This window comes from Serratia sp. 3ACOL1, assembly GCF_003668775.1.
In the GTDB taxonomy this organism is placed as follows: domain Bacteria; phylum Pseudomonadota; class Gammaproteobacteria; order Enterobacterales; family Enterobacteriaceae; genus Chania; species Chania fonticola.
The window spans coordinates 3,560,008-3,583,797 of sequence record NZ_CP033055.1 but is presented as its reverse complement, the minus strand read 5'-3'; the positions used below and the strand labels follow the sequence as shown (position 1 = coordinate 3,583,797).

The 23,790-nt window shown below is 48.0% G+C and carries 25 protein-coding genes; 16 read left to right on the top strand and 9 right to left on the bottom strand.

Annotation, left to right across the window (positions count from 1 at the left end):
- Positions 1-41: 41 nt before the first annotated feature.
- Complete coding sequence (locus tag D9980_RS16180) at positions 42-314, bottom strand: oxidative damage protection protein (RefSeq protein ID WP_024484083.1); 273 nt, start codon at positions 312-314, stop codon at positions 42-44.
- On the bottom strand, positions 311-1,411 hold the full coding sequence (gene mutY / locus D9980_RS16175; RefSeq protein WP_121607832.1) for an A/G-specific adenine glycosylase: 1,101 nt from the start codon (positions 1,409-1,411) through the stop codon (positions 311-313). Before mutY ends, D9980_RS16180 begins: the two co-directional genes overlap by 4 nt.
- Before the next feature lie 180 nt (positions 1,412-1,591).
- On the opposite strand from mutY, the gene trmB reads away from it, so the two are divergent.
- A complete protein-coding gene (gene trmB / locus D9980_RS16170; protein ID WP_121607831.1) occupies positions 1,592-2,311 on the top strand; it encodes a tRNA (guanosine(46)-N7)-methyltransferase TrmB in 720 nt (239 codons plus the stop codon).
- 439 nt (positions 2,312-2,750) lie between these two features.
- Here the strand turns inward: trmB and D9980_RS16160 are convergent, their stop codons facing one another.
- The 7 genes from D9980_RS16160 to D9980_RS16130 all read right to left on the bottom strand — a co-directional run bounded on the left by D9980_RS16160 (position 2,751) and on the right by D9980_RS16130 (position 7,745).
- The gene (locus D9980_RS16160) at positions 2,751-3,110 is read right to left on the bottom strand and encodes a hypothetical protein (RefSeq protein ID WP_024484080.1); all 360 of its coding nucleotides are present in this window, start codon (positions 3,108-3,110) and stop codon (positions 2,751-2,753) included.
- A gap of 23 nt (positions 3,111-3,133) precedes the next feature.
- On the bottom strand, positions 3,134-3,262 hold the full coding sequence (locus D9980_RS27185; RefSeq protein WP_255417706.1) for a hypothetical protein: 129 nt from the start codon (positions 3,260-3,262) through the stop codon (positions 3,134-3,136).
- A gap of 586 nt (positions 3,263-3,848) precedes the next feature.
- Positions 3,849-4,493: a LuxR C-terminal-related transcriptional regulator gene (locus D9980_RS16150; protein WP_024484079.1), complete on the bottom strand. Its 645-nt coding sequence runs from the start codon at positions 4,491-4,493 to the stop codon at positions 3,849-3,851.
- Positions 4,490-4,735, bottom strand: a complete 246-nt coding sequence (locus tag D9980_RS16145) for a hypothetical protein (protein ID WP_121607829.1) — start codon at positions 4,733-4,735, stop codon at positions 4,490-4,492. The genes D9980_RS16150 and D9980_RS16145 overlap by 4 nt, the downstream gene beginning before the upstream one ends.
- The gene (locus D9980_RS16140; protein WP_162304278.1) at positions 4,735-5,859 is read right to left on the bottom strand and encodes an O-antigen ligase; all 1,125 of its coding nucleotides are present in this window, start codon (positions 5,857-5,859) and stop codon (positions 4,735-4,737) included. The genes D9980_RS16145 and D9980_RS16140 overlap by 1 nt, the downstream gene beginning before the upstream one ends.
- A gap of 603 nt (positions 5,860-6,462) precedes the next feature.
- Positions 6,463-6,807 carry a hypothetical protein gene (locus D9980_RS16135; protein ID WP_024484077.1) on the bottom strand — a complete coding sequence of 115 codons (345 nt, stop codon included), beginning with the start codon at positions 6,805-6,807 and terminating at the stop codon, positions 6,463-6,465.
- Between the two features lie 143 nt (positions 6,808-6,950).
- Positions 6,951-7,745 carry a winged helix-turn-helix domain-containing protein gene (locus D9980_RS16130; protein ID WP_121607827.1) on the bottom strand — a complete coding sequence of 265 codons (795 nt, stop codon included), beginning with the start codon at positions 7,743-7,745 and terminating at the stop codon, positions 6,951-6,953.
- 490 nt (positions 7,746-8,235) lie between these two features.
- On the opposite strand from D9980_RS16130, the gene D9980_RS16125 reads away from it, so the two are divergent.
- The 15 genes from D9980_RS16125 (at position 8,236) to D9980_RS16055 (ending at position 23,788) form a co-directional block, all read left to right on the top strand.
- The gene (locus D9980_RS16125) at positions 8,236-8,769 is read left to right on the top strand and encodes a fimbrial protein (protein WP_024484075.1); all 534 of its coding nucleotides are present in this window, start codon (positions 8,236-8,238) and stop codon (positions 8,767-8,769) included.
- Between the two features lie 81 nt (positions 8,770-8,850).
- On the top strand, positions 8,851-9,408 hold the full coding sequence (locus D9980_RS16120) for a fimbrial protein (protein ID WP_238393645.1): 558 nt from the start codon (positions 8,851-8,853) through the stop codon (positions 9,406-9,408).
- Between the two features lie 49 nt (positions 9,409-9,457).
- Positions 9,458-12,064: an outer membrane usher protein gene (locus tag D9980_RS16115; RefSeq protein ID WP_024484073.1), complete on the top strand. Its 2,607-nt coding sequence runs from the start codon at positions 9,458-9,460 to the stop codon at positions 12,062-12,064.
- Positions 12,065-12,134: 70 nt separating this feature from the next.
- Positions 12,135-12,866, top strand: a complete 732-nt coding sequence (locus D9980_RS16110; RefSeq protein ID WP_121609038.1) for a fimbria/pilus periplasmic chaperone — start codon at positions 12,135-12,137, stop codon at positions 12,864-12,866.
- 46 nt (positions 12,867-12,912) lie between these two features.
- Positions 12,913-13,329 (top strand): hypothetical protein, encoded by a 417-nt coding sequence (locus tag D9980_RS27040; RefSeq protein ID WP_024484071.1) that lies wholly within the window; start codon positions 12,913-12,915, stop codon positions 13,327-13,329.
- Between the two features lie 12 nt (positions 13,330-13,341).
- The gene (locus D9980_RS16100; protein ID WP_121607826.1) at positions 13,342-13,842 is read left to right on the top strand and encodes a fimbrial protein; all 501 of its coding nucleotides are present in this window, start codon (positions 13,342-13,344) and stop codon (positions 13,840-13,842) included.
- Positions 13,843-13,894: 52 nt separating this feature from the next.
- Positions 13,895-14,416, top strand: a complete 522-nt coding sequence (locus tag D9980_RS16095) for a fimbrial protein (RefSeq protein WP_121609037.1) — start codon at positions 13,895-13,897, stop codon at positions 14,414-14,416.
- Positions 14,417-14,578: 162 nt separating this feature from the next.
- Positions 14,579-15,076 (top strand): fimbrial protein, encoded by a 498-nt coding sequence (locus D9980_RS16090; protein WP_024484068.1) that lies wholly within the window; start codon positions 14,579-14,581, stop codon positions 15,074-15,076.
- Positions 15,069-15,788 (top strand): hypothetical protein, encoded by a 720-nt coding sequence (locus D9980_RS16085; RefSeq protein WP_121607825.1) that lies wholly within the window; start codon positions 15,069-15,071, stop codon positions 15,786-15,788. Before D9980_RS16090 ends, D9980_RS16085 begins: the two co-directional genes overlap by 8 nt.
- Positions 15,789-16,964: 1,176 nt before the next feature.
- The gene (locus D9980_RS16080) at positions 16,965-18,257 is read left to right on the top strand and encodes an HlyD family secretion protein (protein WP_024484066.1); all 1,293 of its coding nucleotides are present in this window, start codon (positions 16,965-16,967) and stop codon (positions 18,255-18,257) included.
- Positions 18,250-20,373, top strand: coding sequence for a peptidase domain-containing ABC transporter (locus D9980_RS16075; RefSeq protein WP_024484065.1), 2,124 nt, complete (start codon positions 18,250-18,252; stop codon positions 20,371-20,373). The genes D9980_RS16080 and D9980_RS16075 overlap by 8 nt, the downstream gene beginning before the upstream one ends.
- Positions 20,374-21,300: 927 nt before the next feature.
- The gene (locus D9980_RS16070; RefSeq protein WP_024484064.1) at positions 21,301-21,912 is read left to right on the top strand and encodes a hypothetical protein; all 612 of its coding nucleotides are present in this window, start codon (positions 21,301-21,303) and stop codon (positions 21,910-21,912) included.
- A 194-nt stretch (positions 21,913-22,106) separates the two neighbouring features.
- The gene (locus D9980_RS16065) at positions 22,107-22,340 is read left to right on the top strand and encodes a Flp family type IVb pilin (RefSeq protein ID WP_024484063.1); all 234 of its coding nucleotides are present in this window, start codon (positions 22,107-22,109) and stop codon (positions 22,338-22,340) included.
- 167 nt (positions 22,341-22,507) lie between these two features.
- Positions 22,508-22,933 (top strand): prepilin peptidase, encoded by a 426-nt coding sequence (locus tag D9980_RS16060; protein WP_024484062.1) that lies wholly within the window; start codon positions 22,508-22,510, stop codon positions 22,931-22,933.
- A gap of 27 nt (positions 22,934-22,960) precedes the next feature.
- Positions 22,961-23,788 (top strand): hypothetical protein, encoded by an 828-nt coding sequence (locus tag D9980_RS16055; RefSeq protein ID WP_121607824.1) that lies wholly within the window; start codon positions 22,961-22,963, stop codon positions 23,786-23,788.
- Positions 23,789-23,790: the final 2 nt, after the last annotated feature.

Genomic DNA, 23,790 nt, shown 5'->3' with positions numbered 1-23,790 from the left:
AATTAAACAGGGGGAAAGGGCCAGCGCTGGCCCGGAAAATCTTATTCGCTCGGTGGCGTATAGCCTTCGATGTGGACCTCATGCCCTTCGAACAGGAAGCGGACCATCTCTTGTTCCAGCAGTTTGCGGTCATCCACGTTCATCATGTTGAGCTTTTTCTCGTTGATCAGCATGGTCTGCTTCTTCATCCATTCTCCCCAGGCTTCCTTGGAGATTTCGTTGTAGATGCGCTTGCCGACTTCCCCTGGATAGAGCTGGAAGTCTTGCCCATCGGCGTCACGCTGCAGGAAGGTACAAAAAATGGTTCTGCTCATGCTAATTCCTCGTCAATGGCGCTGTTGCCAAATAAACCGGGTTGGGTCGGGGACTGTTTGGCCAACTGCTGTAGCAGGCGCTCAACCGGCGCGGCCAGCCCGACCGAAGGGGGCTGCGTTAAGTTATACCAGAGACCGGAACCCGCATCCATGGCGCTACCCGCTTTGTCGATATTCAGCCACATAGGCACAATATCCAGATGGAAATGGCTGAAGGTGTGGCGGAAGGCGGTCATTTGCTCTAAACGGCTACCTTGCAGGCCGCGTTGTTGCAGCCAGAGTTCCAGATCGATCCGCGCGCTAAACTGCGGGAAGCAGAATAACCCGCCCCATAGGCCAACTCCTGGGCGCTGTTCCAGCCAGACGCCATCGCCCTGTTGCAGCATCAGGAAGTAGGCGGTTTTTTCCGGCAGGGTTTGCTTGGGCTTTTTGCCCGGGTAGTTGGCCCAACTGCTGTTGCCGTTAGCGATGCAGCCGACATTGAGCGGGCATAGCTCACATTTGGGTTTGCTACGGGTGCAGACCATCGCTCCCAGATCCATCATCGCCTGATTGAACTGGCCAACCCCTTTTGCTGGAGTGACCTCTTCGCTGATCTCCCACAGGCGATTTTCCACCTCTTTTTTGCCCGGCCAGCCAGCTATTGCATAGCAACGGGCCAGTACGCGCTTGACGTTACCGTCGAGGATCGGATAGTGCTGCCCCTGGGACAGAGAGAGAATGGCACCGGCAGTAGAACGGCCTACGCCAGGCAGCGCGACAATTTCTTCAAAGGTTGTCGGGAACTCACCGCTGTGCTGTGCGACAATGGTCTGCGCCGCTTTATGCAGGTTTCTGGCGCGGGCATAATAGCCAAGCCCGGTCCACAGATGCAGGACTTCATCCTGCGGCGCTTCGGCCAAGGCTCTCACGTTCGGAAAGTGTGCCATAAAGCGCTGAAAATAAGGAATAACGGTGGCAACCTGAGTTTGTTGCAGCATCACCTCAGAGAGCCATACTTGATAAGGCGTTTTATCGAGTTGCCACGGCAGCGTTTTACGGCCATAGCGTTGGTACCAGTCAAGCACTACGTGCGAGAACTGTTGTGCTTGCATCATGAGCGAGTTCGCTATCCGGCAGATAAATAATGATGCGCGATTGCAGCATAGAGTGATGGTGCTGTAAACCGGAACTTTCCGCAGTAGCACATCCGGTATGATGATGAACGCTTGCTAAAGCAAGGTATCTTTGCATAATGCGCGTTCCCCTAATTGGCAGCCAAATAGACAGAAAGCACTATGATTAATGACGTCATCTCCCCAGAATTTGATGAGAACGGCCGCGCGATGCGCCGTATCCGCAGTTTTGTTCGCCGCCAGGGGCGGTTGACCAAAGGCCAGCAGCAGGCGCTGGACAACTATTGGCCGGTGATGGGCGTGGAATATCAGGCTGAACCTGTCGATATCGCCGCGCTGTTTGGCCGTGAAGCGCCAACCGTGCTGGAGATTGGTTTTGGCATGGGGGCTTCGCTGGTCACCATGGCGGGCAACAACCCGCAGCAGAACTTCCTGGGGATCGAGGTTCACTCGCCGGGCGTGGGTGCCTGCCTGGCCGATGCCCATGAGGCGGAGTTGGCCAACCTGCGGGTGATGTGCCACGATGCGGTAGAAGTTTTGCAGAATATGATCCCGGACGCTTCACTGGATATGGTGCAGCTGTTCTTCCCGGATCCTTGGCACAAGGCACGCCACAACAAACGCCGCATCGTACAGACGCCGTTTGTTGAGCTGGTGCAGCGCAAATTAAAAGTCGGTGGCGTATTCCATATGGCCACCGACTGGCAACCCTATGCGGAACACATGCTGGAAGTCATGAACAGCAGCGCAGGCTACCGTAATCTCTCCGAGAGTAATGATTACGTACCGCGTCCGGACTCGCGTCCGCTGACAAAATTTGAATTACGTGGCCAGCGTCTGGGACATGGCGTTTGGGATTTGATGTTTGAGAGGATGGAATAATGGCTAATTATAGTAACCAAACCATTTTTTCGTGATGAGTCAATAGGGATATTTGCGCATTAAATTGATTTTAAAATGAGTGTCATGTAACAGTGACACTCATGGAGTTAACTAGTTGGACAAAAAGAGAAAAAACACCATCAGCCAAAATTATTGAAACCATGAAACCAGGCGATAAAGACAAAGCTGACACAGGCGAAAATCGAACATTACGGATCACTTGTGGAGTGACCCCGAACCCGTAGACAAATCTGGCCTATATTTTGAGAATAGGAGGAGTCTATGGGCACACCCCAGGCCATCAGCGTCTGAATATCTAGGCCCAGCGCAACCCACGCCGCGTAGGACAGGCGTACGTTATCCTACACCAATTGGATTGGGGTGATATTCCACGATGATCGTTTGCGCACGTCATCGAGTTCTGCCTGTGTCTGTTGGGTTATCGTTTTCTGTTTTGCCAGCTTCTGCTCATTGTCCTGCTGGGAGGTGCGTAAGCCTGCTGGTCCTCTCGCTGCCGTTGTTCATGGGCCTCCTCGGTTTGTTGCGCCCTTGCGGTCTGCTGTGTCGCCTGACGAAGCAGGGCGGCGCTGTGTAGCGCATCGGGCGAACCGCGCCAGGCTTCGCTCAGCCCGGCAACCCAGCGTTGCAACAGGTGCAGCTCGGGCAGTGAGTTGGGAGCCATGACTGCGGGGAACGCCGTTTTTTCAGCCCGTAGCACGGTAACCTCCTGACGCAGCGCTTCTAGTTCGAGTCGTTGGTGCGCCAGTTGCTGCCTGCTTTGGACTGATGTCGCGGACATATTCCCCCTGTAGGGGAAGCCGGTCAGGGCGGCTTTTTCTGTTGGGTGGTCGTTTTCGGCGCGGGCGATTTTTCGGTGCTTGTGGGGGCGGCAATCACCGGCTGTTGGCGTTGCTGCTGATACTGCTCGGCAAACTGCAACAGTGCCGGCACGTCGTCATTTGCCGGTCATCACCAGGGCCGTCAGCGCCATGTCCCCCAGGTTAGCAAGCACGTTTTGCGCCTCATTTAACCGGTTCCTCTTTCATCTGCTTCCCCTGTTCGGCCAGCCCGATCAATACGGCCTGGCTGACACCGGCACATAGGTAGTTGATTTTGTAGTGATACAACGCATCCTCCGCCTCCTAGGTCGTGTCATTGACTCGTGCTTGCAGACAGGCATAGTGGGACTCGCTGTTCATCAGATGATCAAAGGTCTGTTTGTACTGTTGGTATTGTTTGGGGTTTATATTTTGCAACACCCTTAATTGTGTTTGGCACTGCGTTAATCGCTCAGTCTCACGTTGTTTGAGTGGGGCGTTTCCAGCGCCCGCCTGCTCTGCGACGGCGGCACGCGAGTCGGGCTTACTCGCCTTTGGGGGCTGGCAGGCTGAGGTACCCAGCGCGAGCAGACACAGAAGGGCGGTACGAAGTGTGCGAAGGAGCGGTGTGTTCACTCTGTTTACGTATCCTGTTAGCGGAGGTGTTGGGTGTTTATCGTGGTGACGCCACCCGTCACTGCGTGGTGGCTTGCAAGGGGTCACGTCCTGGAGGGGCCCTTCCCATCGCCTGAGGCCGGTATTGCCCGGTGGCGATGTAGCCGCACAGGAGTCAATGCATTCTGGTTGTGCAACCAAAGATACAGGTCGTGAACGCGGGCGAGCCCCAGCTCGCGCATGGCGGCGCACTTATGAGCGCTGACCGTTTTGACGCTCAGGCCATACAGCCGGGCTATCCGGTTCGGTGTCAGTCCGCGGGCCAGGGCGGATAAAATCTCGCGTTGCCTGGCAGTTAGGTTCGGCCTGCCAGGTAACGCTTCTCTGGTGAGGCCGTCATAGTGCCTTGCGAACATCAGTTCAATCATCGCCCGCACGGAGTTGATGCTGTCGCGACGATTGATGACACCGATGTCGGGCTGGACCCGAGAAGCTGTCTGGTAACGGACGCGGTCCTGGATAACGAGCATGTTATGCCGGCCTTGTATCGCAGGAGGAGAGTCGGTCCTGATGTGCGTACGGGCATCATTCGTGACAATAAGAACGTCGGCCCTATGGCGGTGTGCGGGGGTTAAAAACGTCACGCTGGTATTCCTGCGTTGGCACTCCGCGTGCAGCAGGGCGGTAAGACCCTCGGCAAAATACCGGTTGGTGTCTTGTATGAGGATGTTGATATGATTTTTTTTCATCGCCTGTCCTTACTACTGAGTGTGGTCGTCATGTCGGTTGAAGGAGTAAAACGCACGTCGGTGGGGAAAAATACGGCCGCTTCGTGACGATAACGCTGAGCTTTTTCTGGGTATCCCTGGTGCTGCAATATGGTTATCAGACTGACATAGACATTCTTGTCGATACGGCGCAGCAGGTAGCTCTGAGCCCACTGGCTGTAGCTTTGCAGCAGATGTTTATCCCCGGTCTGGTTGTAGGCCATCAGGGCCCTACCTGTTCATCAAAGGTGACTCGCTCCAAGAGCAGGTGACGCGATAGTTGGGGTAAGGTGTTTAAGGGCGTCACGTCTTCCATACCAAATCGTTCCACTTGCGTGAGCGTTATTTCTCCACGGAGGGTAAATCCGGCCAGCACGGAAACACTCAGTGCCAATGCAGCCATGACGAAACTCAGTCTTGTGCTTGTAGTGTCCAACAATGTGCGCTGCGTCCGTACCGATGTGCCGATACAGTCGGCCAAGGAGAGCAGTAGTAGGAACGTGACAAAATGCAGCGTCGAGAGGTAGAACGGGTACTCCAACTGGGTATGAGTGGCCATCGGCAGAGCTGTAAGGCACAGCGCAGTCGGTACTCCGGCCATGCGATGGCCGGCACGCAGAGCGCTGCGGTCTCGTTGTATGGACTGACGGACAATCACACCTACGCCAGCCAGCATCAGGCCCACTCCGGTCAGTCCAATCCCGCCGCCTTCCACAACCCACAGCAATATTTCGTTATGGGGATGGCGGGCAATTTCGGTCACCGGGGTTGGCGGCACCTGGTTGACACGAAAATGCTGGAAGTTGTACTCGAACCCACCGTAGCCCCATCCCAGCAACGGTTTGTCGATAATCATGGCAAGCGTATCGCGCAGCATGCTCCAGCGAGCCAGGTTGCTGCCGGTGTGGTCCGCCAGTGGCAGGAGGGTATGACCGGAAAGCAACCAAGCGCTTCCCAGGGCAACCCCTCCACTCAGTGCGATAATGGCACCCCGGGTATTCGTGGTGTTGATACGACCAAAGCGAAAGAGCAGCAACACTGCGGCGGCGATGCCGCCCAGCCAGCCGGTCCGTGACTGAATGCACACCAACAGTGTCGTGAACCCAGCCAGCATACCGAACAAGATTGACCGGCGTATGCCATTCAGGCGAGCGGGGCGCGCCGCCAGGCCGGGCAACAGCAGCAGTACAAGAGTTAGGGTGATACCGGTGGCGATCAGACTGGCGAGGACATTGGGCTGAAAGAAAGTGCCATAGACCCGATTGCCATACAGTGGAACCCAGGCACGGTGAGGCATCAGCCACTGCTGACCGGCAATAATAGTTTCGGCAGTAACCAGAACAAGCACGCCGTAGAGGGTTGCGAGCAGCCTGTGTCGATGCCATTGGAGTTGCAGGCAGGAAAGAAACCAAAAGGCTCCGAACGCCACTCCGGCGACCCGCCAGGCCGCCGTCGCAAACCGCATATCCGGGGTATATAACAAGGGAAGAGCCAGTATCGCCCCCCAGCAGTGAAACAAGCCAGGGTTGGCGAAACGAAGATGGTACGGCGACGGACTGCACGCCATAGCCAAAAAACAAACAATCCCAGCGACAACCCAAGTGTCATCAATATGTTGACGTGAAAAACCACGTTGATTCCTTTATTTATTATTTTGTCTATTCATAGGTACGGTTATTAGATGGCTGCTTACACTGCGTTGCGAACACTATCTGGGTGATATCCGGTCCCTCATTTTTAAGATGTGAATAAAAATAAAACTGATTACCTCTTGGTATATGATGGCAAAGGTGATTATCGGAACGCAATTTAATAATTATAATTTTTATTTGTTTTTTATATTAAGTTTATTTTTAATTTAATTTTTTTAACTAAGTGCTATTGTTTTGATGGGTGCGCGGCTTTGCTAGGTGGCGAGCCTCAATTATAGAAATTAAGGCTCTCTGTGATGCTAGTCTTGTATGGTGCAAACAAAGATAGGGTTGTCTAATGCCTTGATAATTAAGGCGTTTCTCTTAAGTTTTAAACTTTTAATATAGATTGGTAAGTCTCTGGTTATAGGTAGTGCGTATTTATTCCACAAATCGGCAGGAACATTATCTCTGGGGTATAGAGATTCTTTAGTAATAGCAATAGTCGATGTGTTTTTTATTGGGCCTTCTTGTTTGGTTAGAAGGATTCTCCTGGTGATTGTATAACTTTCATTTGAATGTTTAAACGTGCCAAATAAGAAAATTTCGCTTTGATTATCATCATCATTGACTACATCAATATCCACGTTGAGCTCAACTTTCATACCATCCTTTAATGTGTATTTTGTCACTTCGTGAGTATAACACCGCTCCCATTTCTGCGTTGAGGTATTTAAGTATAGAAAAAAAAGCTCAAACCCAAGGTGATAGCAATAAATACAGCTATAATGTATTTTTTCATTTTAATTTACTCGATCGATTTATAGTTGTTACAGGACACATATATTCCATTTTTTCCGATATTGCAAACAGCTATGAACGTCATTTTACCAATTTCATTTCTGGTTCGGTATTCCATATAGTAAACATCGCTATTAATGTTAGAGCATTCTATACCTTCTTTATCAAGAATATTATTTATTTTATTTTGCGCATTAATATATCCGTATTCATTGTTTAATGCATACACATTACACTTATCTTGGGTAAATATTAATGCGGGTTCTTTGTTCCTGCTTTTTAATGTAATGACGAAGATGACCACAATACTAATAGCTAAAATGAAAAGTGATGCCAACTTCACATGGTTCCGTGGCCCTTTCTTTGACAGCAGAGGAACATGTTTCAATTCATCATTTTTATTCGTGTGAAGGTTTATCTCTCGCATATCTATGTCGATGGAGGGGGGCTGATCTATTTTTTTAATGGATTTTAGTTCTGGGTGGATCTCTGCATCCATTTTGAAACCTATCCTAGATATCGTCATGATAACATCTTTGCTTCCACCCGCAGTTTCAAAGGCTTTTCTGAGTTCACTAATGTGATTACTCAATGTTGCACTGGAGGGTGAAAATCCATAATCTTCCCAAACTCTTTTTATGAGTACTTCACGGGTTAGCACTTCTTTATTATTTTTTATCAACTCGGTTAATAGTCGAGCCGCAGGCTTAGATAACCCCACTGTTAACTCATCGTTGTTTTTCAGTAGTAATAGCTTGTTTTCAGGGTCGAAGACGATAGTTAAGTTTATGATGAATCTCATTTTTAAATACTCATTCTTATATTTCTAAAGGCCTTTTCTGGCAATAGGAATTATCTTGCTTTATTAATCTAGGTGTGTTCCTGGAAATAGTCAATTATTTTGTGATCATTGCATTAAGGGGATAAGAACGGCTGATTTATGAAATAGTTATTGGGGGTGATTTATGGCCTCATTTCGTTTTTTTATTCTGCATTTTTGTTTTTCATCTTTAGCTTGTGGTTAATAATTCTAATTTTACTGCATTTTAAAGATTAATTGTCTGTTGTTGTTTTTGTTTGTTATCATTTTTCTCGTCGCCGCTTGCCCTCGTTGTGGCTGGCGCTCGACATGCTGTGACTTGCTTGTGGACGCTTTTTTACTGACAACCTAAATCACTCAGGAGGGGGTAAATGAGTATCTCTACAATCAGCAGGTCTGAGCAAGTCGAGGTGGCTTGCATTATAAGTTGGCGACTCAACTCAATAAAAAATTTCTTAACAAGGGTGTAAAAATGAAAGCTAACAAAACTCTATTGGCTGCTGTGGCAGTATTTGGTCTGTCTTCTCTGGCGCACGCCGCCGACCAGGGTAACGGCAAAGTGACCTTCACCGGCTCTATTATCGATGCGCCATGTTCTATCGCCCCGGACTCTGCCGATCAGACTATTGAGCTGGGTCAAATTTCCAAGGTTGCACTGAAAGACGGTGGCAAATCCACGCCGCGTAACTTTGATATCCAACTGGAAAACTGTTCAGTCTCTGAAAAGGATAGCCAGAACAAGGTTCAAATCACCTTCACTGGTATGAAGTCTCCAGCTAAAAACGGCCTGCTGGGTATCACTGGTTCTGCGAAGGGTGCCAGCGTAGCTGTTACCGATGGTAGTGGTGCAGTGATTGAACTGGGTAAGCCAAGCACAGCCCAGGAATTGTCTGACGGTACGAACACCCTGAGCTTCGCTGCGTACGTGCAAGGTGACGGCGCTTCTGCCGCCATCACCGAAGGTGAGTTCCAGGCGGTGGCTGACTTCACCCTGGCATATAACTAAGTTCGTTACTTGCCCCTTTGTTTTATTTTAAATAGTAGCGTACTGATGCATGCGGGTCATCCGCATGCATTTTAAAAACTCTTGCTAAAAAGAATATGGAAAATACCTATTAATACGAAACCATTAATTGTGTTTTTCTGCCTGTTATTTCCTGCTGTTTTTTCCTCTAATACGACTGCCGGCCTGGCGGGATGGGGGCGGGTCAATATGCAGGGCAGCATTATCGATACTGCCTGTACCATAGCGGTAGACAGTCGCGAGCAAATTATCGATATGGGTGTTGTCCCCGTGGTCGATATTATTCGTGATGGCCAGGGGCGTAGCAAATATTTTTCTATCCACTTGGTTGATTGTTTGTTGGAACGCCAGGGGAAAGAAGGTTGGAAGCATTTTCAGGTGACCTTTGACGGTGATGCAGAAGCGGGGTTGTTTGGTGTTCACGGTGATACTTCAGGCGTTGGCCTGCAAATTTCTGATGGGTTGGGGAATATTGCCTTGCCTGGGGAAGCGTTGCCTTTAACCGATGTTGTTCCCGGTAACCTGCGGATGGATTACTCACTAAAACTGGTAGCTAACAACCATGCCGTTAAATCCGGTGATTATTTTTCCTCGATACGTTTCAAGCTGGATTATTTTTGAATGTCTGCCGGGATAGTGGAAAGGATTATTAAAATAACAAGGTAAGAGTATGGAATTGTCACCGACAGGAAAACGAGTTCGAATTCAGACTGTGGGGCTGTGTATTTCGCTCGCAATGAGTTCACCGATGACAGTGGTCTATGCAGCCGATGATATTCAGTTCAATACGGATGTGCTGGATGTCAATGACCGGCAGAACATCGATCTGAGCCAGTTTTCCCGTGGTGGCTACATCATGCCGGGTACGTACGACATGGTGGTGCGTATCAACAAAAATGACCTGCCGGAGCAACAAATCCCCTTTTATGCCCTGAAGGATGACCCCAAGGGTAGCCGCGCGTGTATTACCCGGGCACTGGCGAACGAACTGGGGTTCAAGGAAGAGGTGCTGGCCGGGCTGACCTGGTGGTATGACGGCGCGTGTCTGGACGAAAACAGTGTGCAGGGTATGGAGGTGCGGGGCGACTTGTCCACCAATGCTCTTTACCTGAGTATCCCACAGGCCTTTCTGGAATACACCGATGAGAATTGGGATCCACCGTCACGCTGGGATGAGGGCATTCTCGGCGTGTTACTGGACTACAACGTTAACGCACGCAGCCAGCAACAACTGAAGCAGGGGACCCGCGGGTATAGCCTGAGCGGCAACGGTACACTCGGTGCCAACCTGGGGGCCTGGCGTCTGCGGGCGGACTGGCAGGCTAACCTTGGCCACCAGACCGGCAGTGGGCCGTCGACTCGTCAACAGTTGGACTGGAGCCGCTATTACGCCTACCGGGCGGTGCCGTCGTTGCGTTCGAAGCTGACGATTGGAGAGAGCTACCTTGACTCCGGTATGTTCGACAGCTTCCGTTTCATCGGGGCCAGTCTAGTATCGGACGACAATATGCTGCCGCCGAACCTGCGGGGCTATGCGCCAGAAGTGGTGGGGGTCGCCAAGACCAACGCCAAGGTGATCATCACCCAGCAGGATCGTGTGCTGTATGAAACCACGGTCGCGTCGGGGCCGTTCCGCATTCAGGACATCAACGATGCGGTCAGCGGTGAGTTAAAGGTCCGGGTCGAGGAGCAGGATGGCAGCGTGCAGGAGTTTGTGGTCAACACCGCCAGCATTCCTTACCTGACTCGCCCCGGCATGGTGCGCTACAAGCTAGCGGCGGGCAAGCCCTCGGATTTTGACCATCATTCACGCGGCCCGATATTCGGTACCGGCGAGTTCTCCTGGGGGGTAAGCAACGGCTGGTCGCTGTATGGCGGGGCCCTTGCAGGCGGCGATTATAACGCGCTGTCTCTCGGTATCGGGCGTGACCTGATGATGCTGGGCGCATTGTCATTCGATGCTACCCAGTCGCGGGCCCGGTTGCTGCAGGAAGGCGGCACGCTCAGCGGTGGCTCGTACCGTATGAGTTATTCGAAAAACTTCGACGAGTATGACAGCCAGGTGACGTTTGCCGGTTACCGCTTCTCGGAACAGAACTTTATGAGTATGAGCGAGTATCTGGATGCACGTAATTACGGTGCTCGAACCGGCAACGGCAAGGAGATGTACACCATCACCTTCAACAAGCATTTTCGTGACTTGGGGTTAAGCAGTTATATCAACTACAGCCACGAGACATATTGGGACCGGCCGGCCAACAACCGTTATAACCTGACCGTGTCGCGTTATTTCGACGTGGGCCGCTTGCATAATGTGAGCCTGTCGCTGTCGGCGTATCGCAATCAGTACAACGGTACTAACGACGACGGGGGGTATCTGTCACTGTCGATGCCGTGGGGAACCAGTTCAACCGTCAGTTATAACACCTCGATCAATCGTCGCGATACGACACATCAGGTTGGTTATTACGACAGGATTGACGAACATAACAATTACCAACTGAACGCCGGGATGTCGCGTAGCGGAGGTACCGCGAGCGGATATTACAGTCATGAAGGGGATATGGCGCGCATGAGCGCCAACGCCAGTTACCAGCAGGACCGTTACAGCGCCTTCGGCGTGTCGATGCTGGGAGGGATGACCGCCACGCTGGAGGGGGCTGCCGCCCACCGCGGCGGTGTGGCAGGTGGCACCCGGATGTTGATTGACACCGGTGGTGTGTCGAATGTGCCGGTGCGCGGTTACGGGAACACGACCAGCACCAACGTTTGGGGCAAAGCGGTGATAGGCGATGTGAGTAGCTATTACCGTAACAAGGCGAGCATTGACCTAAACCAATTGGGTGACAACGCGGAGGCCGCCACGTCGGTGGTGCAGGCGACCCTGACCGAGGGTGCCATTGGCTACCGGAGATTTAATGTGATTGCGGGTGCCAAGGCAATGGCGGTCATCAAGCTGGCCGACGGCAGCGAGCCGCCGTTTGGCGCCACGGTGCTGAATGCCCGTAAGCAGGAAACCGGCCTCGTCAATGACGGCGGCAGCGTGTACCTGAGCGGCATTAATGCCGGTGAGCAGATGACTGTGCACTGGGGCGGCGCGGCACAGTGCGATGTGCAGATGCCGACCCCACTACCGGCGGACATGTTGATGAATACGTTGCTGTTGCCGTGCCATCCGAAACGTCAGGCCCTTGAGAAAGCCGCTGAGTCGGCGTTAACCGAAACTGAAACCCTGTTGAAAGCGGCCACTGAGGCCGGGGAAGAGAAAAATGCATAACACTGAGTTAAACGAGTTAAATATGAATAAAAACGTTACGCGGCTGTGCGACGTGTCGGCCCGTACCGTCATGCCGATGGCCCTGACCTTATTGCTGTTGGGCACTCTGGTTGCCCAGCAGGCACAAGCTGCCATCGCGCTGGATCGGACCCGGGTGATTTTTGACGGCAGCCAGAAGTCGGTGAGCCTGAATGTCAGCAACCAGAACAAGCAGCTGCCGTATCTGGCACAGGGTTGGATAGAGGATGAGCAGGGCAATAAAATCCAGAGCCCTCTGACAGTATTACCTCCGGTGCAGCGCATCGAACCGGGGAAACCGAGCCAGGTGAAAATTCAGGCGCTGCCGCCGGCGAAGCTGCTGAACCAAGACAAGGAGACCCTGTACTACTTCAACTTGCGTGAAATACCGCCGAAGAGTAGCAAGCCGAACACCCTGCAGATTGCGCTGCAGAGCCGTATCAAGTTGTTTTACCGCCCTGCGGGATTGAGCATTGACCCTAACGCTGCGCCCCCTCAGGAGCAAATGACACTGACGAAGCAGGGCGACAAATACGTGGTCAACAATCCGACGCCGTATTACGTGACCCTGGTCGACGCTAGCAACAAGAAAGACGGCCCCGGCATCAAGGATTTTGAGCCAATGATGGTACCGCCGAAAGGCAGCCTGCCTCTGACGGTGAGTGCGGCCAGCGTGGGTGGCAACCCGGTGCTGACCTATGTCAATGACTACGGCGGCCGTCCGCAACTGAGTTTTAGTTGCAGTGGCACCACCTGCACGGTGGTACCGGCGAAGAAGGTATAACCGGATTAACGCCCAGGCGGACACCGGCGAGGCGAAGGACAAGAGCATGACAGGCAAGAAGGACGGCCGCTGGCAAGGCCGGTTCGGGTCGGCTGAACTGAAATACTACGGCACGCTGGGCGGTCTGGCGCTGATGGTGCCGCTAACGCTGGGTGTGATGCTGTGGCTGCTGCCATCTGCCCAAGCGACGGTAGATAACTGGGTGGTCGAGGGTGCTAACGGGACGCTGTATGTGCATGTAGGCCCTGTCACGGCCTTTGACAGCACCGTGCTATGGACTAACAAAAATGGATTGGGTATCCAATTGCTGCAGGGCAGTACCAAGCTGCCTGTCAACACATGGCTGAACTTCACCTACCCCAATAAGCCTGAACTGTGGTCGGTGCCGGTGAAGCCGAGCTGGGTAACCCTAAAGGGCGGGGAGTTTGCCGCAGGTGCCACCATGAAAGTGGATTACCAGTAACGGGAGCAGAGCATGAGCAGAATGATGATGATCCTGCTGCTGACCAGCGGCCTGGCAGGCGTTACCAGCCCGGCGCAGGCAAAGGACGGCGAGGCGGACATAACGTTCCACGGTACGCTGATAACCTCGCCGCCGTGCACCATCAACGACGACAACCGGATAGACGTGGACTTCGGCGAACGGGTGGGCATCAACAAGGTGGACGGGGTGAGCTACCGTCAGTTGATTAACTATCAGATAACCTGCAGGGAGGGCGACCCTGGACAATGGGCAATGACACTGAGTCTGAGCGGCAATGCGGCGGGGTTCGATAATGAGGCGCTGCTGACTGACAAGGCAAACCTGGGTATACGCGTCTATCAAAATGACCAGCCCTTTACGCCGAACACCACGCTAAAAATTGACCGCGATAACCCGCCGCGGCTGGAGGCGGTGCCGGTGAAAAATACCGGCGCGACCTTGACCGAAGGGACCTTTGAGGCCTGGGCAACGCTGCGTGCAGAATACCAATAAGGAACCCGTGATGAAACGTAACAGAAGCCGTTTTTTTGACCGGGCAGTAACGATGAGCGTAGCGGTTCCTTTGTTTGTGGCAATAACGACGGCGCCTGCCGAGGCTGCCGGGGAGAATAACGTTCACCTGTATGGTGCCCTGGTGGCGGAGCCCTGTGTAATACGGCCAGGTGATGAAGAAATCGCGCTGGATTTTGGCAGTGTTATTGACAAAGACCTGTATCTGAACACGCGCACGGTGGGCCAGGCCTTCGAGATACACCTGGAGGAATGTGATCTGACGGTGGGCAAGACGGTGAACGTAACCTTTACCGGCACTGAAAACGGCACCTTGCCGGGTCTGTTGGCCATCAAGGGCGGCAGTCAAGCAACGGGCATTGCCATCGGGTTTGAGACACCGTCTGCCAAACCCCTGCAGCTTAATCAGGCTGGCAGCAAACTTTTGCTGCAGGAAGGGCACAACATTATTGCGCTAAAGGCCTATGTGCAGGGCGAGCCTGATGCGCTCAGGGAACGGCGTATTGAGCGGGGTGCGTTCAGTGCGGCGGCCACGTTCAGCCTTGAGTATGAGTAGGCATGGTATGACTACCATCGAGCGTTTTAAATATGTGGACCAGAGTGGCAGAGACCAAGAGTAAGCCCTGGCAGGCTTTTGTGGGCCAATGGCTTATCCGGTTAGTAAGGTAATTGCCAATCATTCATTTGGGTATACTGACACCACCATAGGCTAGCAATAATGGAAAAAATAAAATTGGAATATAAACCCATCGGTTGCTGGGTAATTGTGATGCTAATGTTCCTTGGTGTTGCTGAAGCGTCGCAAGAGTCCTTTATTATGTTTGATGTTACCGTTATGGCCCCAACATGCACGATAAACGACAACAGGGAAATCGCCGTCGATTTTGGAACTAATGTCATCATTAGCCATCTCGGTGAGTATGGTTATAAATTGACACCGATTATATTTACCTTGAACTGCGCGGCACCCGGGAATTACTCTTTTATGGTTCAAGGTGCTGGAGCTGTCTTTGATGAGGAGCTCCTTGCTACAAATAAACAACAGCTTGGCATAGAGATTACCTATGATGGAAGGCGCCTCCCTCTAAATACGCGACTCTCATTTACCTATCCCAATATTCCAGTGTTGCAGGCTCAGCCAATAGCGAGTAAAATTGGTCTGCTCGCTCCTGGTGAATTTTCAGCAACGGCAAGCGTTCGGGTTAGTTATGATTAAAAAGTATTTACCATTTTTATTCCTGCTTCCATTTCAGGCATATTGCAATAACCTTCACTTCGCTCCTATTTCAAGTGGCGGGTATTTGGTTGCTGGAGAGGTGGACCCCAATTTGATAACTCTCTACCCAGATCCTGGATGGGGGAGGTTTTATGTTAACGTCCATGAAACAAAGGATGATTACTATATTTTCATTAATAAATACAGCCAATATTGTTCTGTAGATAGAAATGAGGCGGCTGCATATATGAATCGTTTGCTCAAGGATGGAGTGAGGGCTACAAGTAAGGCTTCATTTGCCGACCGCCGCGGGAATTGGACTGTGAGTGTGTCTTGCCAAGTCAGTGCCACCGAATCCTGGTATGCTGAGACAACCCTCCCTTCACCACCTTCCAGTGCGAGATGTGATATTGATTATCCATCAACAGTGTCTTTTGGAAGTGTGGTATTGGGTGAGCGGAAAAGTATTAATGCCAATATAAAGATTACTTGTAGCAAATACGCTTATATGAAGGTAAGTCTGTCTAAAAATATCATAGACCTTAATGATGCTAAGGTGAAATATGCGTTCCCTAATGGAAGTAATTCATTCCAGGGAGGTATTAATGGCTCTACCCCCGCAAGTTTTGACGTAACATTTACGTTAGATAATACCGGCACGGCGGTTGGCTATAAATCTGGTAGTGCCGTCATGCTTTTTCAGTGGGAGTAAGTTTTGAATCACGGCTCGAGAGGCGAGCTATGGGAACAACCAAACAGGGAGGCGGCATGTTTTCTCCGCAGGTTGAAGGACTGCCTGCGCACTTCGGCGGGCGGTCGTGGCGAGCGTACCCGCGCGTTCGGGGCGACACACAACTTATCGTACAACGAGGGCTTATGGAATTACGGAAGCGGTACACTACGATCATAGTCATGCTGACAGCATTCGCCTCGGTGCACTGCAAAGGTTAAGTTATTGATATTACAATATAAAACAGCTACAGCTGTAGCTACGAAGCCCTCGGTATCGGTAGATGGGACGTGCTGGCGGAGGGTATGGCTCGTATGTCCAGTTTGATGGGAGAAAAAATGGCTTCCTTCGTCGCTGCACATGCTATGGGACCTTTACCGTTATCCTGCCACCGCTTCAGTGCCTGGTTAGTCAGATTCGTCCGTTCGACCTTGGCACCATTAATGCCGGGGATTCAGTCACTTGTAGCGTCAATGCCCCGGTTCTATTACGTGCAATGCAACTGCAAACACGAGTGCTAAAATTCGTACTCAATTGCAGCTGGAGGGACAAGACGTTGAGTTCACCATGAATGGTAAAACTTTAGGTCTGCAGCCTACCGTGATCGCTAGGGGGTATAACCATACATCAAAGGTGCACAGTGGTGCATAGTAGAGTGATGAGCAGTTAGTTTGTAATTAATTGATTTAAAGCAATTAATTTAATGCGTGAACAGTAAGCATAGTTTTTACATAAATCTTTCTTGAGTAATGAAACTAGGAGGGGTGGCGAAGTATTGTTCATGCAATGGGGTCACTCCAAAGGCCTGCGATTCAGTGAAACGCGTTTTATTCATGATGAGCCTCCATTGGTTGTATTTAAACCAGAGAACTCCATCAAGCGGTAAGACTAAATTCGGGAGGAGGTTACAATTTTTTGTCTTCTCGGATGCAGGAATTAATACCTGTCGAGTAAAAATCTATTAAAAAGAAAGGGGCGGCATTTTATCCGCATGAGCAGCAATTTTACCGTGTTGGAAGCAAAGCATGTGAGGGCGTAGAACCAGATTTTAAATGAGAAGTTTTGAGAATAAAGGAGAGCTAAAAAAGGATTAATTTTTTTAGATCACTAACATCCTTTTCACAAAAAATACGTCTTTTCAATCATAAGAAGCCAGGGATGAGTCAGAGAAAATTGTTTCGTGAAGAATCAGTAAAGCACCAGCAAGATAAGTGGGCAGGCAAAGCCATGCTTCTGTCTTCGCTACCAGCAAAGTGGGTAGCAACCTTTTCAATATTATTTATTCTTACACTGATTGCGTTTCTGATATTTGGTAGTTACACGCGCCGTATTCAGGTGAGCGGTGAGGTTACCACTCAACCCGGGGCAATGAACGTTTTTTCGACTCAGCAGGGTATTATCAGCAAGCGTTATGTTAAGACAGGTCAGTGGGTGAAGAAAGGGCAGCCATTATACAGGATTGATCTTGGCAGGGTTACTGACTCGGGCAAAGTTAGCGTGATGACTCGCATTTCAATTGAAAGTCAGCTCACAAAAAACCACAGTATGATTAACAACCTAAAAAAGAATAAAAAAGCAACATTAGATAATGTAGTGGCGCAGCGTGAGCAATATGTTAAAGCGCATAAGCTCACGGAAAAATTGTTGGAAAAAACACTTAAAGATCTTGAAAGCATGCGCAAGTCCAGCCAGAGCTATGCGGAGTATCAGAGGCGTGGGTTAGTTACCAAAGAGCAGTCAAACAACCAGCAGTACATGTATTCCCAACAACAAAATACCTATCAGACACTGTTTAGCCAGAGTATGCAGGAGTCGGTCCAGATTGCCACGCTCGGGACAGATTTAGTGACCCGCAGTGCTGAATTTGATAACCAAATCGCACAGCTGGAAGCACAGATGAATGACCTCGAACGTCAGCAATCTGAAGCAGAAGCTAGCGGCACGATTATTATAAATGCACCTGATGATGGCAGGGTAGAGTCACTGAGTGTAACCCAAGGGCAGATGGTAAATATCGGCGATAGCCTCGCACAGCTTTTGCCAGGAAATAAGGTAACCTATTATTTAATATTGTGGGTACCTAACAATAGCGTTCCCTATATTAAAAAGGGTGATCGGTTAAATTTACGATATGAAGCATTTGCCTATGAAAAATTTGGGCAGTTTCCGGGGGAGATCGCTAATATCTCCTATTTACCCACATCAGCTCAGGAAATGTCAACTTATCATAGCTCTCCTTTGAAAGGGGAGGAGAAAAGTAGCAATGCTTATTATAAGGTACTGGTCGATATTGATAGTACGGCATTCAAATATAAAGACAAAGAGTTACACCTTTCCAGTGGGTTAAAAGCAGACGCAACACTATTTTTGGAGACAAGGCCACTTTATCAGTGGATGTTTGCACCATTTTACCGTATTCAAAAAAGTATAACCGGAGTAGTAAATGAATAAGAATAATAAGATACGCGAACTCTACAACCGGTTACACCTGTCCTGGCGACGCCGGACACCTAAAATGCTGCAAACGGAAGAGGCGGAGTGTGGCCTGGCCTGTTTAGCGATGATTGGAAACTTCCACGGTGTAGATGCAGACTTACTTTCTTTACGTCAGCGTTTTGGTGTGTCATCTCAGGGGACATCATTGACAACATTAATGACGATTGCCGAGAAGCTCAAACTTGATTCACGTGCACTATCATTGGATATCAATGAAGTCAGTGAACTCAAGTTGCCATGTGTTTTACACTGGAACCACAACCATTATGTGGTGCTGACCGAGGTAAAGCATGCACATTTTGTCATCCATGACCCAGGTTTTGGTGAGCGAGTAATCAGTTATAATGAGTTTTCACAAAACTTTACCGGCGTGGCTCTGGAAGTATGGCCTGCGAGTGATTTCGTTACTGTCAAATGGCGGGATAAGTTAAAATTACGCTCCCTGCTAAAGAATGTTCGTGGTCTACCTTCGGCACTAACTAAAATATTTTTTCTCTCTTTGGTTATTGAAGCCATTAACCTGATTTTTCCAGTGGGCATTCAGCTGGTCATGGACCATGTCGTACAGGCAAGTGATCGGGACTTGCTAACCGTAATTTGCTCTGGATTGCTTGTTTTGGTGCTGCTTCGCACAGGAATGATGGTGTTGCGTTCGTGGACTTCAGTAGTGATGAATGCGCTGATAGATATTCAGTGGAAAAATGGATTATTCAATCACCTGTTAAAACTACCTGTTACCTATTTTGAAAAACGTAAACTGGGTGATATCCAGTCACGCTTCGGATCTCTCAATACCTTACGAGAAACCTTCACCAGTAATATCGTCAGCGGGATTATTGATATTATCGTAGCGATAGGCGTGCTGATAATGATGGTCCTATATGGCGGCTGGCTGGTATGGGTAGTTCTGGGCTTTACTTCGCTGTATACCATTTTGCGCGTATCAACCTATCGCTTGTATCGTCAGGCAAATGAAGAACACGTGATAAAAGAAGCGAAAGCAGAATCGCATTTTATGGAAACCTTGTACGGAGTCACGACGCTCAAATCAATGGGACTGGCTAGTACTCGCTCGCGTTCGTGGATGAATTTAAACATTGATACAGTGAATGCACAAATTCGCATTTCACGCCTCGATATGGTGTTTAACAGTGTGAGCACGTTGATTGCAACCTTCGATGAAATATTGATTTTATGGCTGGGTGCAGCGATGGTCATCGATAGCAAACTGACCTTTGGCATGTTTATTGCCTTTAATGCTTACCGAACTCAATTCACAGAGCGCACCAATAACCTTATTGATGTCGTATTACAGCTTCGAATGTTAAGCCTCCATAATGAAAGGGTTGCAGATATCGCACTGACGCCACCGGAAACTGAAGCAGCACCGAGGCGAATTATACCTGCTGTGGGACCAGCAAAATTTGAAGTTACCAATCTACACTATCAGTATGACGATATCAGTCAACCCATTCTCAGGGGATTTAACCTCTCTATTGCAGCAGGCGAAAGTGTGGCAATTGTGGGGCCTTCGGGTGTGGGAAAAACAACATTGCTGAAGATCCTTAGCGGTCTGGTTCCTCCGACTGAAGGAACGTTGAAAATTAATGATATTGACATACAAACTGCAGGTATTAATAACTATCGCCACTGTATAGCGAGCGTGCTCCAGGAGGATAAATTGTTCTCTGGTACTATCGCTGAAAACATTGTGGGTTTTGAATCAGAAATAGATGAAGAACACATGATTCAGTGCTGTAAAGATAGCCACATACATGAAGATATTATGAGTATGGCAATGGGATATTACTCACTAATTAGTGAGTTGGGTGGAAGTCTGTCGGGAGGTCAAAAACAGCGACTATTTATTGCACGGGCACTCTATCGTAGGCCATCTATTCTCTTTATGGATGAGGCTACCAGCCATCTTGATGTTAACAATGAGGCACGAATCAATGAAGCAATTGCAGCATTGAATATCACTAAGGTTATTGTTGCTCATCGCCAGTCAACAATTAATTCTGCTGACAGAATTATTGAACTAAAGAGAGATAAAATTGAGACAAAATGAGGGTGGTGAGATAAAAAAAGGTTATGATTAGATTGTTGCGACAAAGAGCGCAGTAAAAAGGTGAGCATTACTTGAAAAATGATGTTCAGTATATTAATTAGAGTTCTAACTATTTCTTATGGGAAATAAAAATGAAGGTATTATCAACTCAGGAAACTAACCAGGTTGTAGGTGGTTTTTTCTTCTTTAAATTGTTCTCTTGCGTTATCTCAAAGTTCTGCGGATATAAAAATTCGTCCAGACCACAAGTAGTGAATCCACCCGCTGTTAAACCGCCAGTAGTGAAGCCACCGGTTGTTCACCCGCGCTAAATGATAAATTCAGGCATTAATGGATCAATGCCTGATGCAGCGTAAATGAAATCGGCAGGTGGCTAACCTGCCGATTTTAGCGTAAAGAGTTTAAAATCAAACTGATAAGGTGATGTTAATCATTTCGACTTACAGGGAATGTGCTGGTTCATCCTTTCCTGTCGATTTCATTATACTTCTGAAGTTTTAAACAATTATGACATCACCCCCGCGATAAGAATAAAGATTGGACGTTAACGTGCGATTGATATCGCTATGGATAAACTGTCCCTCTTACAGGTGTCCTCAGGGTTGTGGAGAATGCGGATTTACAGCTACAGTATCAGACTATTATTCTTTAAAATCATATATGCAAGTTAGTAATGCTGTATGAATTATTTTTTATCAAGATGTGGGCATTAAAATATTGCAATATATCATGATGATGTAAATGAGTAGTTAAGATGATTAAGTAAGGTTATAATATGAATCAATGAGCTCGCAAAAGATTTATTGAGTGCTATTCTTGACGGAAAAAATGAGTAAGTAATATACTTATTTTACAAGGCAGTATAAAATGTTTAAGAATGGTTTTTAGGGGATTTTATAATTCGGGTATGGAAATCGGAGTTAGCACATGCATGGTACGGAAGGATATCAAGATATTATATTTACTCTCGATAACGGCGTAATATTCGTTCCTTCAAAACGCTGTTTGATATCAGATAGTGATAAGATTTTTGAACTGTCAGAAAACAGTTATCGTTTTCTGTTATTGCTATTGCAGGGTGAAACAGATAAGCAAAATATTATTAAAAAAGTGTGGCATGAGCAGCGCGGATCTGTTTCAGAGAGCAGCTATTATGGCCAACTCTATCTGCTACGACAGGCATTCACCTTCGTCGGGTTATCTAATACCTTGATCAAAACTATTCCTCGCCGCGGAGTAAAGTACATTGGTTATGTTACCAGTGGAAAGATTGCAGAAACCGAGTTATTAGAGCGCATTACCAGTAATGATAAGAATGTCGTTGCAGAGAACCTCGGCCCGATAAATTCACCCCTGCCGACCGCAGAAACTCCAGTGGATACAGAAATACTCCATTCCGAGAGTATCAGTAACGAAACATCCATAGACAACTGGTATCAGACCAGGAGTTGGAATATTTTTGTCACTACGCTTGCTGTGTTAGCAGTGTGCTGGCTCACTACTATCATCTTTTTTATGGTTGTCTTTCTCAAAAAATGAAAAAAACACTCTATTGTGATATTTATAAAAATAAAATGAGAGTGAAGTGAAGATCTTGATAAATGAGTAGTGTTTAATTTGATGGTCAGGTAGTCAAGCGAGTGGAGAGTATCTCTAGTCAGTATTTTATTGCTTGTGCCTTTCTTATCGATAACATATTTTTTAAAAAACGCTACTAGAATAGGGAGTTTTAAATGACTAACATCATCACGAAAGCATACATTATGGTACAATTACGTAGTGAGCAGTTCCTTAAAGACCAGCGCGGCGTAACAGCAATCGAATATGCGCTTATTGGTGTGGCTATGGCAACCTTGCTGGCAGCTATCTTTGGTAACCAAAATTCCGGCTTCCTCGGTGCGATTAATACGGCCTTTACCAAAATAGTTAGTTCAATTACCAGTGTTACTACCGGGAACGGAAAGTAAGCATACTTTTTTTGGGGGGGGCGCCCCCCAATACTAACAGAAAAATTTTAATTTCAGATGTCTATTTTGTTTGATAGATAAACACCTGATTTTAAGTAGAGTTTAATTAGAAAATAAAACTTGTATAGAACGATATTTTTCGAACGTAAAGATAAAGGGGACATTCTGTGCAGTGGTTGAATAATGTTTGTTACCTGATAATAATAATTATCCTGGCTAAAGTTTGCATGGATGATCTTCGCAAAAGAATAATAAGTAATACAAATGTGTTGTTGATAATTTTCATGGTATGTATTTTGAGTTTATCAGCAGATACAAGTCCTAATATTTTTCTTTCATTATTTGTTTTATTTTTTGGGTTCATGCTCTTTATCAGTAAAATTTTGGGGGCTGGCGATGTGAAATTGATTGTTGCTCTCTCTTTTGCCTTTAACTATGTTCAGTTCATCAATTATCTTTTCTTGGTAGCAGTGCTAGGTGGAGTATGTGCGATCATCGGATTACTTTTTTATCATAAAAACGTCAAGAAAAATGGTATTCCCTATGGCGTTCCTATTGCATTAGCATTCATGCTTTCCTACCCCGTAGGATAACGTAAATATTTTTTAAGGAGCCTGAAGTTGAGTCACCGGACACTATTAATTTTGTCAGTTTTATTACTGGCAGTCGGCGTTGTCGGTATTGTTTGTAACAAAAATGAAACTATTGTAAAGACTGAGATTCCTCCTTCCTCAACAAAAGAGCGAAAAATTCAGGTTGCAGTAGCGAACAATGCATTGCAGCTACGAGAAATATTACGAGCGGAAGACTATAAAATCTCCACGATTACCATTCCTGCGGAGTCTACGGATAATCGTGATATAAGTTCTTACTCAAAAGGTGATATAAGTGGATTTTTGATAAGAAACAATGTCGAGGCAGGCAGTGTATTGACAGCCGAATTGCTTGAATCACCAGAGAGTCCAACTTTTTTTCAACATGCCATAAAGTCTGATGAGATTCCTTATCCACTTATAATTAATTCCATTGACTCTTATTTGCTCTCATTACTTCATTCTGGGGATAGTATTTCATTGTATTTGCGATATTCTAAAGGGAGTGAGAAGAAAACTGGGGGAGGTGCAGTCATTCAGGAAGTGTCTGGGGCTATGAGAAGTGAAAGTGAAAAAAAATTAGACCTCATTTTCTCTCGATTGAAAGTTTTGGAAGTTAAACCGGTTGAAAAACATAATTCTATTGATGCACCATTCGCCGGTGATGAAAAAAAAGTCGGTACTATCGCTGTGAAAGTCAGTACAAAACAATATGCCCAGCTTAAAGTCATTGAAGGTAAAGGTGAGCTAATAATTATTCCAGAAAGCCCTGGGCAGAAACTACCTTCACGTATAAGAGTTGGTAATTTATTACCGGTATTTAGTTCCATAGATGAATTGCGAGGGAAAAATTGAAC

Bases quoted from the DNA above. Each gene is read 5' to 3' on its own strand.
- D9980_RS16075 (WP_024484065.1), top strand. From the start codon at position 18,250: ATGAATAAGAATAATAAGATACGCGAACTCTACAACCGGTTACACCTG.
- D9980_RS16100 (WP_121607826.1), top strand. From the start codon at position 13,342: ATGAGCAGAATGATGATGATCCTGCTGCTGACCAGCGGCCTGGCAGGC.
- trmB (WP_121607831.1), top strand. From the start codon at position 1,592: ATGATTAATGACGTCATCTCCCCAGAATTTGATGAGAACGGCCGCGCG.
- D9980_RS16080 (WP_024484066.1), top strand. From the start codon at position 16,965: ATGAGTCAGAGAAAATTGTTTCGTGAAGAATCAGTAAAGCACCAGCAA.
- D9980_RS16125 (WP_024484075.1), top strand. From the start codon at position 8,236: ATGAAAGCTAACAAAACTCTATTGGCTGCTGTGGCAGTATTTGGTCTG.
- D9980_RS16145 (WP_121607829.1), bottom strand. From the start codon at position 4,735: ATGGCCTACAACCAGACCGGGGATAAACATCTGCTGCAAAGCTACAGC.
- D9980_RS16095 (WP_121609037.1), top strand. From the start codon at position 13,895: ATGAGCGTAGCGGTTCCTTTGTTTGTGGCAATAACGACGGCGCCTGCC.
- D9980_RS16150 (WP_024484079.1), bottom strand. From the start codon at position 4,493: ATGAAAAAAAATCATATCAACATCCTCATACAAGACACCAACCGGTAT.
- D9980_RS16065 (WP_024484063.1), top strand. From the start codon at position 22,107: ATGACTAACATCATCACGAAAGCATACATTATGGTACAATTACGTAGT.
- D9980_RS16130 (WP_121607827.1), bottom strand. From the start codon at position 7,745: ATGAGATTCATCATAAACTTAACTATCGTCTTCGACCCTGAAAACAAG.
- D9980_RS16110 (WP_121609038.1), top strand. From the start codon at position 12,135: ATGCCGATGGCCCTGACCTTATTGCTGTTGGGCACTCTGGTTGCCCAG.
- D9980_RS16070 (WP_024484064.1), top strand. From the start codon at position 21,301: ATGCATGGTACGGAAGGATATCAAGATATTATATTTACTCTCGATAAC.
- mutY (WP_121607832.1), bottom strand. From the start codon at position 1,411: ATGATGCAAGCACAACAGTTCTCGCACGTAGTGCTTGACTGGTACCAA.
- D9980_RS27040 (WP_024484071.1), top strand. From the start codon at position 12,913: ATGACAGGCAAGAAGGACGGCCGCTGGCAAGGCCGGTTCGGGTCGGCT.
- D9980_RS16135 (WP_024484077.1), bottom strand. From the start codon at position 6,807: ATGAAAGTTGAGCTCAACGTGGATATTGATGTAGTCAATGATGATGAT.
- D9980_RS16115 (WP_024484073.1), top strand. From the start codon at position 9,458: ATGGAATTGTCACCGACAGGAAAACGAGTTCGAATTCAGACTGTGGGG.
- D9980_RS16085 (WP_121607825.1), top strand. From the start codon at position 15,069: ATGATTAAAAAGTATTTACCATTTTTATTCCTGCTTCCATTTCAGGCA.
- D9980_RS16160 (WP_024484080.1), bottom strand. From the start codon at position 3,110: ATGTCCGCGACATCAGTCCAAAGCAGGCAGCAACTGGCGCACCAACGA.
- D9980_RS16090 (WP_024484068.1), top strand. From the start codon at position 14,579: ATGGAAAAAATAAAATTGGAATATAAACCCATCGGTTGCTGGGTAATT.
- D9980_RS16180 (WP_024484083.1), bottom strand. From the start codon at position 314: ATGAGCAGAACCATTTTTTGTACCTTCCTGCAGCGTGACGCCGATGGG.